The organism is Klebsiella sp. KE9456 (assembly GCF_043832615.1).
Taxonomy (GTDB): domain Bacteria; phylum Pseudomonadota; class Gammaproteobacteria; order Enterobacterales; family Enterobacteriaceae; genus Klebsiella; species Klebsiella indica.
Genome location: NZ_JBDYQK010000021.1, coordinates 1 through 15,801, shown reverse-complemented (window position 1 = coordinate 15,801; position 15,801 = coordinate 1). Strand labels below are relative to the sequence as shown.

The window sequence follows — 15,801 nt, the reverse complement described above, 5'->3', positions numbered from 1 at the left end:
TTTATCCCTTTTCTTCACGCAGTGAGTTAAAATGACTCAGCAACTCATACGTTTCCACCAGCGGTAAGCCGACTACGGCGTGATAACTGCCATTTATCGTCCTGACGAAACAGCCACCCAGCCCCTGAATTCCGTATGCACCTGCTTTGTCTAAAGGCTCGCCACTGGCGACATAGCCGGCGATATCCTGTTCTGAGAGCACGCGGAAAGTCACCTCTGTCACAACCAGGCAATCCAACGTTTGCCGCTTATCGGCCAGGGCTACAGCCGTCATGACCTGATGGGTTTTCCCGGAAAGCATACGCAGCATCTCTGCGGCATGCCCGGCATCGTGCGGCTTTTCCAGCACCTTACCGTTAAGAATAACGATGGTATCCGCCCCCAAAACGGGGAGATCAAGCGGCGCTAACGCCACACCAGCCTGCGCCTTTTCGCGCGCCAGCCGGGTAACATACTGCTGCGCGCTCTCCTGTGGGCGACGTTGCTCCTCAATACCGGGAACCACACGTTCAAAGGAGAGACCAAGCTGAGTCAGCAGTTCCTGCCGACGCGGAGAACCTGAAGCGAGATACAGCGTTGTCATATCAATCTTATTGCACCGCAAACTGCTGACGCACTTTACGCATCAGCAGGAATAGCCATGGCCAGAGCACACCGTTTACTACACTACTCCAGAACACTTCCGGACGGAAAGAGACATTGATCACTAAAAACTCTGCCCAGAAAACAATGATATCCACGGTGAGGGATAGCACGACCACCACCAGCGCCTGTTGCCAGAGCGCCAGATTGCGGAACAACTGATATTTTAGTGCGACCAGATAAGCCACAATACTTAATGATAGCGCGCGAACGCCCAGCGTTGAGCCGCTGATGAGATCGAGAACCGCTCCCATCACAAACCCCGTACCGACGTTTACCCGATGAGGTAACGCGAGGATCCAGTATAACAGGATCAGTAATACCCAATTTGGCCGGTAGACGCTAATGTCTTCCGGCCAGGGCATAATCTGCAGCAATAGTGCGATAAGAAACGAGAGCCAGATAACCCAGCGTCCCTGGCTACGGTAACTTGCCACTATTGCCCTCCTGCTGGCAGAGGCTGCGTTGTCCCCGTTGCCGGATCCGGCATTGGCGGCCCCATCGCATCTGGCGGAGGCAGAACCTGCGGCATCATCTGCATCAGACGTTCATTCGCCACACGATGGACTTCTTCCGGCGTCATCGGATTCGCGCCGTTGCGATCGGCGGCCCACAGCAGCAGCAGATAACGCAAACGCTGCAAACCTGCGGTCGGACGCGCCTGAATCACCGTATACGCGCGCTGAGTATCCAGCTTCACGGACGACACCACACCAACCGGATACCCTTCAGGAAAACGACCGCCGAGGCCCGAGGTCACCAGCACATCACCAACGCGAATATCCGTATTAGCGGGCAGATGCTCCAGTTGCAGATCGTCAGTACACCCATTCCCGGCAGCAATAACGCGAATGTCGTTACGCAGCACCTGAATCGGCAGCGCATGCGTGGCATCGCAAATCAGCAGCACGCGGCTGGTCAGTTTCGCTACCGCAACCACCTGCCCGACCACGCCTTTATCACTGATTACCGGCTGGCCCTCATAAACGCCGTTAACACTGCCTTTATCAATAACGACCTGATCGCTATAGGGATCGTTAACCGTTGAGATGACCTGGGTCACCATTTTTTGCTCATCCTGGCGCAGCGGAGACCCCAGCAGCTCGCGCAGGCGCGCGTTCTCCTGTTTGTACTGACCCAGCATCAGTAAATCACTGTTCTTCAGCAACAGTTCCTGGCGCAGCGCGCGATTTTCCAGTTCGAGTTGGTCACGGGTAGCCAGCGTTTGCGATATGCTATCCAGCAGTTCTCTGGGCCCATTAGAAATAAAGTAGAAAGGGCTGACGGCAGTATCCATGTACGTTCGTATCTGGCTGAACGTACCCAGGCGGCTGTCGGCAATTATCACGCCAAGCGCCACCAAAACCGCCAGAATAAGGCGAATCTGTAGCGATGGGCCACGGCTAAAAATTGGCTTCATAGGCTATGCGTATTCTCGTGTCAGTCAAGACCAGGGCCGCCCAATACGGACCGCCCGGATCTCAGGCTGACTACTCTTCGCTGAACAAATCGCCGCCGTGCATATCGATCATTTCCAGTGCCTTACCGCCGCCACGCGCGACGCAGGTCAGTGGATCTTCTGCAACTACGACAGGAATTCCTGTCTCTTCCATTAACAGACGATCAAGGTTGCGCAACAGAGCGCCGCCGCCGGTCAGAACCATCCCGCGTTCGGAAATATCGGAAGCCAGTTCCGGAGGGCACTGCTCCAGCGCAACCATCACCGCGCTGACGATACCGGTCAACGGCTCCTGCAGCGCTTCAAGGATTTCATTTGAATTTAGCGTAAAGCCACGCGGCACACCTTCCGCCAGGTTACGCCCACGGACTTCGATTTCGCGAACTTCATCCCCAGGATAAGCGGAACCAATCTCGTGCTTGATACGTTCTGCAGTAGCTTCGCCGATCAACGAACCATAGTTACGGCGCACATAATTAATCACAGCCTCGTCAAAACGGTCACCACCGATACGCACAGAAGAGGAGTAAACGACGCCATTCAGGGAGATCACCGCCACTTCAGTCGTACCGCCGCCAATATCCACAACCATAGAACCGGTCGCTTCAGAGACCGGCAGGCCCGCGCCAATCGCGGCGGCCATCGGCTCTTCAATGAGGAAAACTTCACGAGCGCCGGCACCCTGCGCGGATTCGCGAATAGCGCGGCGTTCAACCTGGGTCGCGCCAACGGGCACGCAGACCAGCACACGCGGACTTGGACGCATAAAACTATTGCTGTGCACCTGTTTGATAAAGTGCTGAAGCATTTTTTCAGTCACGAAGAAGTCGGCGATAACGCCGTCCTTCATTGGACGAATAGCTGCAATGTTGCCTGGCGTACGCCCAAGCATCTGCTTCGCTTCATGACCCACAGCGGCGACGCTTTTCGGCGATCCGGCACGATCCTGACGAATGGCCACAACGGAAGGCTCATTCAATACGATGCCTTGTCCTTTTACATAAATAAGGGTATTCGCGGTACCCAGGTCAATGGACAGGTCATTGGAAAACATGCCACGAAATTTTTTTAACATACTAAGGGATAATCCTGAAAGCTGGGGCGGAAAACAAAATCCGCTTACTTTACCAACCACGCGCAGCAGCGACAAGGCGCAAAAATCATCTGCTGCGGTGAAAATTAGTGCAGTTTGTTACCTTTGTTACAAATTTGCCTGAGTCAGTCCGCCGATGAAATCTCCAGCAGCGATCCGCGCTTTAATCTGCAACCTGTCAAAGGTCATTCACTGGCATTTTACATTGCGACAATCCGGCAGGTAGACAAGCACACCCCCATCACTATGGCGCGCATTATTCTACGTGAAATAACGCTAAACGGCAGATCAAACAGAGTATCTTTGCGAATATTTTTTCACATTAGTGTCAAGTGGCTGTGAGGCGGCAAAAAATTCCCCCTGACCGCCGGTGACACCGCATTGAGACAACACCTGCCACTCGCTACGGTTGAGCACGCCTGTCGCGAAAACCTGAACCGGCATTCCTTTACAGGCTTCCACCAGGCTTTGGATCAATAGCTGATTCTCACTGCGTTTTTCTATATTTCGCGATAACCCCGAATGCAGCTTTATCACTTCCACATCAAGCTGCTTGATCCAACTGGTCCCGACCAACGTAAGACCCGCCTGAATAACGGCGATCCGAATACCCAAAGCGTTAATCAACCGCATCACCGGCTGCAATCGGCCGATATATTGACAAACATCCGCCTCTGCAAGTTCAAAAATAATACGTTGCCGTTGCGATTTTTCACATTGCATCAAGGTATCGCGCAACCAACGCTGAAAGCGCGGGCGAATTAACGACTCTACCGTCACCTGCAACGCAAGATTCTCTTCCGGCCAGAAACCGAGAAATGGCAACAGCCGGGTAATCTGCAAACGGTCATACTCCTCCGATAAACCAAACTGCAGCACCATAGGCATATATTCCGCCGCGATCACCTCTTCTTTACCATCATAAAGACGGGACATGAGCTCCCGATGATGTACGCGACCATCACGGAACACTGCGGGATTCTGGTAGAGTCGCGGCCCACCGCGGCTTAGCATCTGTTCAATCAAGGTGCGCCAACGCACGTTACCACGCCCTTTCTCCGGCAAGGAGTCGTCGTAGACCGCCCAGCTATTACTTCCTTGCAGGACCGCGTTGCGCGCTGCCGCTTCAGCATGTTCCATCACCTGAGCCGTCGTTTGCCCACTACGAAAGGCACAGATGCCGATATGCATCATATCGTCTCGATCGAGAATGCGCGTCGGCGGCAGGGCATCCATCGCCTTTAAAAGCAACCCGGCAATGCTGTCCGCCTCTTTTAACGTACGATGCGGAAGCAGAACGGCAAAATCACTCCGGTGATAACGCGCCAACAGTGCGCCAGGATAGCGCATAATAAAAGTAGAGAGCATGTTGATCAGCGTAAAGTAGTGTTCTTCAGTCGCCCGGCGTCCCCAGTTATCGCGCAAAAGGTCAAAATCAGGCAAGCGGATCATCATAACAATGCCATATGATCCCACTTTCTCCTGATCTTCCAGCAGCGTCGTCAGTTGATTATCAAAAAACAACCGGTTATTTAGCCCTGTTTTTGAGTCCTGGGCCACATAAGAACGAATCAGGGTATCCATGCGGCTTCGCTGATCGCTAACGAACTGAAGTTCTGATAGCAGCGTGTCCAGTGCGCTACTGATATTGGCGGGCCACTCATATACGGAGCCCTGAACCTGCGGCCCACGCTCACCTTTAAGAATACGTGCGGCGCGGAGTTCCAGTAACTCCTGCCCCGCCAACTGGCGACGGATCCAGCGCACCGAAAAAAAGATCATCAGCACCATAAAGCCAATCGCAATGGAGAGTGGCGCGGTGATAAGTATTGAACGAAAGTAATTGGCCATTGGGTCCAGATAGACCAGATGGATATCCATGCCGGGATACTTAAGCGATGGCACGGTGATATCGCGGAGCTGGTGGCTGCTACCAGGCGGACGATAGCTGTCACTGCGCGAACGGCTGTAGACCAACCTGCCGTGGATCCTAAAATCAACGCGCACCACTTCTACCGGCGCCATCAACTCATCCATTTGCGGTTCGAGTTGCTCAAAAGACGAAGAAACCAGGCGATTATCCAACATCGTCGCGACCGCCTGAACCCGGTTCGCCACTTTTAGCTGAATACCGTTATAAAAACTCAGCGAAGCGCCAATCAGCGTGACAAAGATAGCCAGGCTGATAAGTAGCGTGAAAAATGCTGAGAATTTCGTCGTTAATCGCATCCCTGTGTTAACTCCGCATGTGAATGACTGCCCGATGGGCATTCGGGCCCTCTGCCGCGCTTACATTAAAGTAAGCACTAACTTGCTAAAGATCGACGCATACTATCAAAGCTGACGCTTCTGGCAATTTATTGCGTTATGTCGGTGTAATAATGTCGTTAGCGAGTATAGTCTGCAGAAAAAATTTTCCAATCATCCAACCTACGAGGACCGGCGCATGCAGGCTTTAATCTTAGATCAGCAGGATGGCAAAACAATCTCTTCGGTGCAAACCCTTGATGCCAGCCAACTGCCGCAGGGCGATGTGACAGTGGATATCGAGTGGTCCAGCCTTAACTATAAAGACGCGCTGGCGATTACCGGCAAAGGGAAAATCATTCGCCACTTTCCGATGATTCCTGGCATCGATTTTGCCGGTTCCGTACACAGCAGCGAGGATCCTCGTTTTCATGCCGGACAACAGGTGCTCCTGACCGGCTGGGGCGTCGGTGAAAATCACTGGGGCGGGCTCGCCGAACGGGCGCGCGTCAAGGCCGACTGGCTGGTTGCGATGCCTCAAGGCCTGGATGGCCGTAAAGCAATGACCATTGGCACTGCGGGTTTCACTGCCATGTTGTGTGTGATGGCGCTGGAAGATGCCGGTGTTCGTCCTGAAGATGGCGAAATCGTTGTGACCGGTGCCAGCGGTGGCGTTGGCAGTACCGCTGTCGCCCTGTTACATCATCTGGGATACAACGTGGCGGCAGTAACCGGCCGTGAAAGTACCCACGCATACCTGAAAAACCTGGGAGCCCAGCGTATTCTGAATCGGGATGAGTTCGCCGAAACCCGCCCGCTGGAAAAACAGCTGTGGGCCGGCGCCGTGGACACCGTTGGCGACAAAGTGCTGGCAAAAGTGCTGGCGCAGATGAACTACGGCGGCTGCGTCGCGGCCTGCGGCCTGGCGGGGGGTTTTGCCCTGCCGACCACGGTAATGCCGTTTATTCTGCGTAATGTTCGCCTGCAGGGGGTTGATTCCGTGATGACCCCACCTGCACGTCGCGCACTGGCCTGGCAGCGTCTGGTTAGCGATCTGCCAGAATCATTCTATACGCAAAGCGCAACTGAAATCTCTCTCGCTGACGCCCCGGCATTTGCCGATAAGATAATGGCAAACCAGGTTCAGGGCCGTACGCTGGTCAAGATTGCCTAATCTGCAATTTTTCGTGACATATTCGCGATAACTCGCCGCCTCCGTCATGCTTAAAAAAACCTATGACGGAGGATGCCATGAAACTGAAAAAACTAACGGAAGCCGATGTAACAGTAGAGTCCGTTTTTATGCTTCAACGTCGCCAGATCCTGAAACTGTTGGGTATCAGCGCGACCGCGCTTTCCCTCTCGCCCTCCGCGCGGGCCGATCTGCTGGATTGGTTTAAAGGTCATGATCGCCCTCCGGCCCCTCCCGGTAAAGCGCTGACTTTCGATAAACCGGCAAAATGGCAAAACAGTCTGCCGCTGACGCCCGAAGATAAGGTCTCCGGCTATAATAACTTCTATGAATTCGGCCTGGATAAAGCCGACCCTGCCGCTAATGCCGGCAGTTTGCGTACCGATCCCTGGACGCTGACGATTGCCGGAGAAGTGGCAAAACCACTCACCCTCGATCATGACGATCTGATCAAACGGTTCCCGCTGGAAGAGCGAATTTACCGGATGCGCTGCGTGGAGGCATGGTCAATGGTCGTCCCCTGGGTCGGGTTCCCGCTACATAAATTACTGTCGCAGGTTGAACCCACCAGCAATGCACGCTACGTAGCGTTTAAAACGCTTTATGCCCCCGAGCAAATGCCCGGACAAAAGGACCGGTTTATCGGCGGCGGTCTGGCGTATCCGTATGTTGAAGGATTGCGCCTTGATGAAGCGATGCACCCTCTGACTCTGCTCACCGTCGGCGTATATGGCAAAGCCCTGCCCCCGCAGAACGGTGCGCCGATACGGCTTACCGTCCCATGGAAGTACGGCTTTAAGGGGATCAAATCCATCGTCAGTATTGAATTGACCCGTGACCGCCCGCCCACCACCTGGAACCTGGCCGCTCCTGATGAATACGGGTTTTACGCCAATGTTAATCCGCATGTCGATCATCCTCGCTGGTCCCAGGCCACCGAGCGCTTTATCGGCGCAGGCGGCATCCTGGACGTTAAACGTCAGCCAACCTTATTATTCAATGGCTACGCGGATGAAGTGGCATCGCTCTACCGGGGTCTGAATTTACGGGAGAACTATTAGTGCGCCTTAATGTACAACAGATAACCTGGCTGAAAGTGCTTCTCCACCTGGCCGGTTTTTTGCCCTTTCTCTGGCTATTCTGGGCAGGATATCAGGGGTATTTCAGCGCCGATCCGGCAAAAGATATTCAGCACTTTACCGGTAGGATGGCACTTAAATTCCTGCTTGCCACCTTGCTTGTCTCCCCCCTGGCACGCTACGCTAAACAGCCCTTGTTGATACGGACAAGGCGATTATTAGGATTGTGGTGTTTTACCTGGGCAACGCTGCACCTGACCAGCTATATACTGCTTGAACTCGGCATCAACAACCTGACGTTACTGGGGGAAGAGGTGGTCACCAGACCTTATCTGACGCTGGGCTTGATCAGTTGGTTGATTCTGCTGGCTCTGACCGCGACATCAACACAAGCGATGCAGCGAAAATTGGGCCGTCGCTGGACAAGATTGCATAACTTCGTCTATATCGTCGCCATCCTCGCCCCGATTCACTACCTGTGGTCGGTGAAGATCTTATCTCCGCAGCCGATAATTTATGCGCTGCTGGCCATCTTACTTTTAGCATGGCGATACAAGAAGTTCCGCCAGTGGTGGCGCTAATCTCCGGATATGCGCCTTCCCCCGCAAATCTCTTATCAGGCGTAACGCTTTGCATGATAGCGGTTGATTATCTTCCCTGATAAGACCAGTATTTAGCTGCGAAATGCTACGAAATAGTTATAATGTGCGACTTTGGCTTTCCTGACGGGGTTTTTAACCCCTGAAAAGGTGACAATCGCGCATCGAAGGTATATTTTGTTTTTTGCCCGAGAATAGCAGAAGATAGCCGCATAATGGCTGATAAGTTCCACATTTTGCTTCTCAGCTATTGGCACTGGCCATATCAGCATAAAACAGAAGCGCCAGGATCTTGCGCGCAGTCGTAATACATATGCTTTACAGACGGTGCTAACACACCTGTCACAATCACACTAAACAAAGAGTACGGAACCCACTCATGGATATTCGTAAGATTAAAAAACTGATCGAGCTGGTTGAAGAATCAGGCATCTCCGAACTGGAAATTTCTGAAGGCGAAGAGTCTGTACGCATCAGCCGCGCCGCGCCGAGCGCAAGTTTCCCGGTGATGCAGCAGGCTTACGCCGCACCGATGATGCAGCAGCAGCCAGCGCTGTCCAGCGCTGTTGCGCCTACGGCAACGCCAGCAGTGGATGCCCCTGCAGCAGCGGAAATCAGTGGTCACATCGTACGTTCCCCAATGGTTGGTACTTTCTACCGCACCCCAAGCCCGGACGCGAAAGCGTTCATCGAAGTCGGTCAGAAAGTTAACGTGGGCGATACCCTGTGCATCGTTGAAGCCATGAAAATGATGAACCAGATCGAAGCCGATAAATCCGGCGTAGTGAAAGCGATTCTGGTCGAAAGTGGTCAACCGGTAGAATTTGACGAGCCACTGGTCGTCATCGAATAACGAGGCGAACATGCTGGATAAAATTGTTATCGCCAACCGCGGCGAGATTGCATTGCGTATCCTGCGTGCAAGTAAAGAACTGGGCATCAAGACCGTTGCTGTTCACTCAACCGCGGATCGCGATTTAAAACACGTATTGTTAGCGGATGAGACGGTCTGTATCGGCCCGGCCCCGTCCGTAAAAAGCTATCTGAATATCCCGGCGATTATTAGCGCCGCGGAGATCACCGGTGCGGTCGCTATTCACCCGGGTTATGGCTTCCTGTCCGAAAACGCAAACTTTGCCGAGCAGGTTGAGCGTTCCGGCTTTATCTTTATTGGCCCGAAAGCTGAGACTATCCGCCTGATGGGCGATAAAGTATCAGCCATCACCGCCATGAAGAAGGCAGGTGTACCAACCGTACCGGGCTCTGACGGCCCGTTGGGCGATGATATGGATGTTAACCGCGCCCACGCCAAACGCATCGGTTACCCGGTGATTATCAAAGCCTCCGGCGGCGGCGGCGGGCGTGGTATGCGCGTGGTGCGCAGCGACGCTGAACTGGCGCAATCCATCGCCATGACCAAAGCTGAAGCGAAAGCGGCTTTCAACAATGACATGGTGTATATGGAAAAATACCTGGAAAATCCTCGTCATATCGAGATCCAGGTACTGGCTGACGGCCAGGGAAATGCGATCTATCTGGCGGAACGCGACTGTTCCATGCAGCGTCGTCACCAGAAAGTGGTCGAAGAAGCGCCAGCGCCGGGTATTACGCCAGAACTGCGCCGCTACATCGGCGAACGTTGCGCAAAAGCGTGCGTTGATATCGGTTATCGTGGCGCGGGTACGTTTGAGTTCCTGTTCGAAAACGGCGAGTTCTATTTTATCGAAATGAACACCCGTATTCAGGTTGAACACCCGGTGACAGAAATGATCACCGGCGTTGACCTGATCAAAGAGCAGTTGCGTATCGCAGCTGGCCAGCCACTGTCTATCAAACAGGAAGAAGTCGTGGTAAAAGGCCACGCGGTAGAATGCCGTATCAACGCCGAAGACCCGAATACCTTCCTGCCGAGCCCGGGGAAAATCACCCGTTTCCACGCGCCGGGCGGGTTTGGCGTTCGCTGGGAATCTCATATCTACGCGGGTTATACTGTACCGCCATACTATGACTCCATGATCGGCAAGCTGATCTGCTACGGTGAAAACCGTGATGTAGCAATTGCCCGTATGAAAAATGCGCTGCAGGAACTGATCATTGATGGCATCAAAACCAACATTGACCTGCAAACCCGCATCATGAACGATGAGCACTTCCAGCATGGTGGCACCAACATCCACTATCTGGAGAAAAAACTCGGATTGCAGGAAAAATAATGCGTCCGTCCACCAACGATATGGCAAATTTATTTCTGCTCTGAGGTGGTAAATCGCAAGGGAGGCTCAAAGCCTCCCTTTCACTATCTCACTACTGTCAGCTGTTTCTGCGGGCAGTACCGCAACCTCTCTCCCTTCAACGCGCCCGGGCCCGCAAGCAATACCGTGTGCGAGTCTCACCTCTCAGGCAGAACAGCAGGCCACCCTGGCCCGTCGTAGCCCTCAGACAAAGGGTGTATCGTCAGGAATCTCACTCCCAATAAAAAAGGCGCTTCCCCATGCCGAAGAGCGCCTTTTATATCAAGCAATTAACTGATTAATATCAGTTCATGCCGTATTTTTTCAGTTTTTTACGCAGCGTACCACGGTTGATCCCCATCATCAGGGCAGCACGGGTCTGGTTACCGCGGGTGTATTGCATCACCATGTCCAACAGGGGCTGTTCTACTTCAGCCAGTACCAGCTCATACAGGTCATTGACATCCTGACCGTTCAGTTGAGCAAAATAGTTCTTCAGTGCCTGTTTAACCGAGTCACGCAGGGGTTTTTGAGTTACCTGATCCTGAGAGTTAACGGTAGAAACGGTCAGTACGTCAGAATTTACGCGTTGTTCGAACATAGTTCTGTCAGCTCTTTATTTCTATTACGCAAAATTTTCGAAGTATGCCTCCAACGCCTCCAGCTGTTCGCTGGTATCTTCTATGGCGTTGAATGTGCGCCGAAACTGGTCATCTGGAGCGTGTTCCTGGAGATACCAGGATACGTGTTTACGCGCGATTCGGTACCCTTTTGCCTGGCCATAAAAACCATGCAATTCCCGAACATGCGCACAAAGCAAGCGCTTAACCTCTACCAGCGGCAGCGGCGGCAGCAGCTCTCCAGTGTCCAGATAGTGCTGGATTTCCCGAAAGATCCAGGGTCTTCCCTGAGCCGCCCGGCCTATCATAAGGGCATCAGCCCCCGTATAGTCGAGCACAGCTCTGGCTTTAAGCGGGTCAGTAATGTCGCCATTCGCGATAACCGGAATGGAAACTGTCTGCTTAACTGCCCGAATACTGTCGTACTCAGCATCCCCATTAAACAAGCAGGCACGTGTGCGCCCGTGAATAGTCAGAGCCTGAATACCACATTCTTCAGCCAGTTGGGCAATCTCTACACAGTTACGGTGTTCCGGTTCCCAGCCGGTGCGAATCTTGAGAGTCACAGGAACATCTACCGCCTTGACGACCGCCATCAGAATGGATTTCACCTGATCGGGGTACTGCAAGAGGGCTGAACCTGCAAGCTTACGATTCACCTTTTTAGCCGGGCACCCCATATTGATATCAATAATTTGGGCACCGCTTTCCACATTAATACGGGCGGCCGCGGCCATCTCTTCCGGTACGCTACCGGCGATTTGCACGGTACGAATACCGGGTTCATCCACATGCACCATCCGTAACCGGGACTTGTCGCTCTCCCAAACCTGTGGGTTGGAGGACATCATCTCGGATACGGTCAATCCCGCTCCCATCTCGTAACACAACGTCCGGAATGGTCTGTCTGTTATGCCAGCCATAGGCGCTGCGATCAGTCGATTTCTGAGCTGGTAATGTCCGATGCGCATGAGTTAAGAAATGACCATACTGTGACTGCAAGGCGGCGTATATTACGCATTTTTTGCACGAGATGAAAGGCCAAACTTTGAGCAATCCGCTGTTGCAGATCAATGAATTCAGCACTTGCATCAGGATGAGCAATAAATTTACATATTAATCATTATGTTAGATGTTATTGAATAATTTGTGTCCATTTATAAAATCGTAAAACTTCTCGATTTTTCTCAGATAAAGATTGCGTTTCGGAGCCCAGAGCGCTGTTTTTGCAATCAAAGAGAACGCCATAATGCGATCTAAATCGCATTTCCTGACGTCATTAAGCAGCAACTGGAAACAACAATACGGCCCGCAGGCCGTATCCGATGCTTACTTTTTATAACCAGTAATTCGGCACCACTCGTCTTTTTCGACCACAGGGTCAAGTACAAAGAGATCGGTATAGGCTTCACAGACGCTCTCCGACTGACTGGCAAGAATGCCGGAAAGGCCCAGTAAACCGCCTGTAACGGGCAGTACGCTGATGAGCGGGGCCAACTCGCGCAAAGGGCCAGCCAGAATGTTTGCGACCACCACATCGGCTTTCATGGCTTCTGGCTGATCCTGAGGCAGATAAAGTTCCAGTCGGCCGGAAACCCCATTGCGCTCGGCATTATCACGACTGGCCTGAATAGCCTGTGGATCGATATCAATGCCAATCGCTTTCGCTGCACCAAGTTTTAATGCCGCGATGGCCAGAATGCCGGAGCCGCAACCAAAATCAATAATCGTTTTGCCTTTAAGATCGAGTCCGTCGAGCCACTGTAAACACATCGCAGTCGTGGGATGCGTACCGGTACCAAACGCCAGACCTGGGTCCAGCATCACATTAACGGCGTTTTCATCCGGAACCTCACGCCAGCTCGGGCAAATCCACAGACGTTTACCGAAGCACATCGGATGGAAGTTATCCATCCACTCGCGCTCCCAGTCTTTATCTTCCAGTTGTTCTATTTTATGCACAAAACCGCGCCCCAATAGCCGGTGCTGTTCGAGAATGGCAACCACCTCTTTCATGTCGGTTTCAGCATCAAACAAACCAATAACGTCAGTATCCCCCCACAAACGGGTTTCACCGGGCAAAGGTTCAAATACTGGCGTATCGTGAGTATCCTGGAAAGTAATAGAAACGGAGCCCGCGTCCATCAGAGCATCACTCAGCTCTTCCGCATTAGCACCAGTCGTATTCAGTTTCAGTTGGATCCATGGCATGACAGAACTCTTTATTTATTGGTAGTCAATGTAGCAGCTTGCGGCGCGGAGGAACCAAAACGGTTTCCGGCCAGAAAAGCCAGCAAACTCAGCAGTAACGAGGGCACAATTGGATGGAAACCCAGGTACTGAATATTAAAAGTAGCGAGCAGGGCATACAGCACGCCGCCAACAATCATGGCGCTCAATGCGCCTTGCGCATTCGCTTGTTCCAAGTACAGGCCAAACACCAGCGGCCAAAGGAACACCGCTTCAAGTCCACCGAATGCCAGAAGATTGAGCCAGATAATCATTTCTGGCGGACGCCAGGCAGCCAGCATCATCAGGATCCCCAGCACTAACGTAGTGATCGTTGAGATCCGCTTGAGTTTTTGCTCATTATGTCTTTTCGTCGGCTGAGCGCTGAGCCAAAGATCTTTAATGATCGTAGCTGACGCCTGTAATAAATGGGCATTTACATTCGACATAATCGCCGCTATCGGCGCCGCCAGGAATAACCCCGCAGCCCACGGCGGCAAAACGCGTACCATCAGCGTTGGAATCACCTGATCCGGAATGGTCAGGTCGGGTAGTACTGCTCTTCCCAGCGCACCAGCCAGATGCATACCAAACATCAAAATAGCGACAACGATAGTACCGATTACGATCCCGCGGTGGACAGCCTTGCTATCTTTATAAGAGATACAGCGCACGGCTGTGTGCGGCAGGCCAATAACGCCGAAACACACCAGGACCCAGAAGGATGTCATAAAAGCCGGAGTAAGGATATCATTCGCGCCATGTGGCGAAATTAGCTGCGGATCGATGTGTTGTAATGTATCTACAGCATTATGCAGGCCACCTGCCGCATGAACGACGCCAACCAGTAGCACGATTGTACCGATCAGCATCACCATACCTTGCATGGTGTCGTTGAGGACGCTGGCGCGAAAACCGCCGAAAGCCGTGTACAACACGATAGTGATACCAAAAATAAGCAGGCCCGTTTCATACTTGATGCCGGCGGCGGTCTCCAGCAGTCGGGCGCCGCCGATAAATTGCACGGCAATAGCACCGACAAAAGCAACCAGCAGGCTTACGCTGGCTATCCATACGACCGCCCGGCTTTGATAGCGCGCCAATAACATGTCATTCAGCGTTATCGCATTGTAGCGACGCGCCAGGATAGCGAATTTCTTGCCGAGAATACCCAGTGACAGCCAAATTGTCGGTACCTGAATCATGGCCAGGAGCACCCAGCCAAGCCCATATTTATAGGCTGCTCCCGGCCCGCCAATAAATGAACTGGCGCTAATGTAAGTGGCAGTTAACGTCATCGCGAGGACGAAGCCACCCATTGAACGACTGCCAAGAAAATATTCGCTAAGAAAACTGCCGTTGCTGCGCTTGCACATTGCGTAAAACGATAGACCGAATACCACCAGCAGGTAAACGAGCAGCACAATGATGATTTCAAACTTCATCATTATCCTCCAGAGAGATATCGCGGAAAATGAAATGCACCATGGCCCAGCACAGCAGGATAAATAGCAGCGGTACCAACAGGCAGGCTAATTCGAACCAGTACGGCAGACCCGTAATGCCAATACCGCCTTCTGGCAGATAAGCGGTAGCCAGCCAGGCAGCAAGATAGAGAAGGGTAAGCCACAGCGCCCAGCGCGCTTCTTTATGGGCCTGAACAAACCGTTTGTCCATGGAAGGTATCTTCCTTAATGGTGGTGATACATGAAACGGGCAATTCTACGGCAATCGCCGGGATGGGGAAAACTATCTGGCAGGAAATTTCGCCATTAGCGCTGACATTAGCTTAATGCTGGCGTATTTGAAAAGTGTCACGGGCAGCCGTTGCTACGCAATGTTCAACGATAAACAGTAGATAAAACAAAAGGCCCAGTCTTGCGACTGGGCCTTTTGTTTTATTTGATGTCTGGCAGTTCCCTACTCTCGCATGGGGAGACCCCACACTACCATCGGCGCTACGGCGTTTCACTTCTGAGTTCGGCATGGGGTCAGGTGGGACCACCGCGCTACAGCCGCCAGACAAATTCTTTTCTAAAGTGCCGAACGTTAACCATATTAAGTGGTGCTGATACCCAGAGTCGAACTGGGGACCTCACCCTTACCAAGGGTGCGCTCTACCAACTGAGCCATATCAGCACGCTAAATTTGATGCCTGGCAGTTTATGAATCACTTCATGATTCACCTTTCGGGCCGTTGCTTCACAACGTTCAAAAGCTTTCGCTTTTGTCCTGCTCTCTGTCGAGTAGTGAACTGCCTCGAAAGTCTGTGCCATACTTCTAATTTGATGCCTGGCAGTTCCCTACTCTCGCATGGGGAGACCCCACACTACCATCGGCGCTACGGCGTTTCACTTCTGAGTTCGGCATGGGGTCAGGTGGGACCACCGCGCTACGGCCGCCAGGCAAA

15 protein-coding genes, 1 tRNA gene and 2 rRNA genes are annotated in these 15,801 nt (G+C 52.6%); 5 read left to right on the top strand and 13 right to left on the bottom strand.

Features of this window, described 5'->3' with window-relative positions; translation table 11 throughout:
• Window position 1 precedes the first annotated feature (1 nt).
• The 5 genes from ABK821_RS19495 to csrD form a co-directional block, all read right to left on the bottom strand.
• Window positions 2-583 carry a nucleoside triphosphate pyrophosphatase gene (locus ABK821_RS19495; RefSeq protein WP_138362892.1) on the bottom strand — a complete coding sequence of 194 codons (582 nt, stop codon included), beginning with the start codon at window positions 581-583 and terminating at the stop codon, window positions 2-4.
• A 7-nt stretch (window positions 584-590) separates the two neighbouring features.
• Window positions 591-1,079 carry a rod shape-determining protein MreD gene (mreD, locus tag ABK821_RS19490; protein ID WP_138362891.1) on the bottom strand — a complete coding sequence of 163 codons (489 nt, stop codon included), beginning with the start codon at window positions 1,077-1,079 and terminating at the stop codon, window positions 591-593.
• A complete protein-coding gene (mreC, locus tag ABK821_RS19485) occupies window positions 1,079-2,062 on the bottom strand; it encodes a rod shape-determining protein MreC (protein ID WP_142502759.1) in 984 nt (327 codons plus the stop codon). The genes mreD and mreC overlap by 1 nt, the downstream gene beginning before the upstream one ends.
• A 70-nt stretch (window positions 2,063-2,132) precedes the next feature.
• Window positions 2,133-3,176, bottom strand: coding sequence for a rod shape-determining protein MreB (mreB, locus tag ABK821_RS19480; protein WP_002918653.1), 1,044 nt, complete (start codon window positions 3,174-3,176; stop codon window positions 2,133-2,135).
• A gap of 306 nt (window positions 3,177-3,482) precedes the next feature.
• Window positions 3,483-5,423, bottom strand: coding sequence for an RNase E specificity factor CsrD (gene csrD, locus ABK821_RS19475; RefSeq protein WP_138362889.1), 1,941 nt, complete (start codon window positions 5,421-5,423; stop codon window positions 3,483-3,485).
• A gap of 217 nt (window positions 5,424-5,640) precedes the next feature.
• Between csrD and ABK821_RS19470 the strand changes: the two genes are divergently transcribed.
• From ABK821_RS19470 to accC, 5 genes are all read left to right on the top strand, one after another.
• On the top strand, window positions 5,641-6,615 hold the full coding sequence (locus ABK821_RS19470; protein ID WP_138362888.1) for an MDR family oxidoreductase: 975 nt from the start codon (window positions 5,641-5,643) through the stop codon (window positions 6,613-6,615).
• Window positions 6,616-6,692: 77 nt separating this feature from the next.
• Entirely contained in the window at window positions 6,693-7,694 is a 1,002-nt protein-coding gene (msrP, locus tag ABK821_RS19465; RefSeq protein WP_138362887.1) for a protein-methionine-sulfoxide reductase catalytic subunit MsrP, read from the top strand.
• Entirely contained in the window at window positions 7,694-8,293 is a 600-nt protein-coding gene (gene msrQ, locus ABK821_RS19460; RefSeq protein WP_138362886.1) for a protein-methionine-sulfoxide reductase heme-binding subunit MsrQ, read from the top strand. Before msrP ends, msrQ begins: the two co-directional genes overlap by 1 nt.
• Window positions 8,294-8,690: 397 nt before the next feature.
• The gene (accB, locus tag ABK821_RS19455) at window positions 8,691-9,164 is read left to right on the top strand and encodes an acetyl-CoA carboxylase biotin carboxyl carrier protein (protein ID WP_138362885.1); all 474 of its coding nucleotides are present in this window, start codon (window positions 8,691-8,693) and stop codon (window positions 9,162-9,164) included.
• Window positions 9,165-9,174: 10 nt separating this feature from the next.
• Window positions 9,175-10,524 (top strand): acetyl-CoA carboxylase biotin carboxylase subunit, encoded by a 1,350-nt coding sequence (accC, locus tag ABK821_RS19450; protein WP_138362884.1) that lies wholly within the window; start codon window positions 9,175-9,177, stop codon window positions 10,522-10,524.
• Window positions 10,525-10,846: 322 nt separating this feature from the next.
• On the opposite strand, the gene fis is transcribed toward accC, so the two are convergent.
• The 8 genes from fis to rrf (ABK821_RS19410) all read right to left on the bottom strand — a co-directional run bounded on the left by fis (window position 10,847) and on the right by rrf (ABK821_RS19410) (window position 15,797).
• Window positions 10,847-11,143, bottom strand: a complete 297-nt coding sequence (fis, locus tag ABK821_RS19445) for a DNA-binding transcriptional regulator Fis (RefSeq protein WP_000462905.1) — start codon at window positions 11,141-11,143, stop codon at window positions 10,847-10,849.
• A 24-nt stretch (window positions 11,144-11,167) separates the two neighbouring features.
• Window positions 11,168-12,133 carry a tRNA dihydrouridine synthase DusB gene (gene dusB, locus ABK821_RS19440; RefSeq protein ID WP_138362883.1) on the bottom strand — a complete coding sequence of 322 codons (966 nt, stop codon included), beginning with the start codon at window positions 12,131-12,133 and terminating at the stop codon, window positions 11,168-11,170.
• Window positions 12,134-12,491: 358 nt separating this feature from the next.
• Complete coding sequence (prmA, locus tag ABK821_RS19435; RefSeq protein ID WP_138362882.1) at window positions 12,492-13,373, bottom strand: 50S ribosomal protein L11 methyltransferase; 882 nt, start codon at window positions 13,371-13,373, stop codon at window positions 12,492-12,494.
• Window positions 13,374-13,384: 11 nt separating this feature from the next.
• On the bottom strand, window positions 13,385-14,836 hold the full coding sequence (panF, locus tag ABK821_RS19430; RefSeq protein ID WP_343178495.1) for a sodium/pantothenate symporter: 1,452 nt from the start codon (window positions 14,834-14,836) through the stop codon (window positions 13,385-13,387).
• The gene (locus ABK821_RS19425) at window positions 14,826-15,068 is read right to left on the bottom strand and encodes a YhdT family protein (RefSeq protein WP_138362881.1); all 243 of its coding nucleotides are present in this window, start codon (window positions 15,066-15,068) and stop codon (window positions 14,826-14,828) included. The genes panF and ABK821_RS19425 overlap by 11 nt, the downstream gene beginning before the upstream one ends.
• 230 nt (window positions 15,069-15,298) lie before the next feature.
• Window positions 15,299-15,414 (bottom strand): 5S ribosomal RNA (rrf, locus tag ABK821_RS19420).
• Between the two features lie 40 nt (window positions 15,415-15,454).
• Window positions 15,455-15,530: transfer RNA gene (locus tag ABK821_RS19415), tRNA-Thr, on the bottom strand.
• Window positions 15,531-15,681: 151 nt separating this feature from the next.
• A 5S ribosomal RNA gene (rrf, locus tag ABK821_RS19410) occupies window positions 15,682-15,797 on the bottom strand.
• Between the last annotated feature and the right edge of the window lie 4 nt (window positions 15,798-15,801).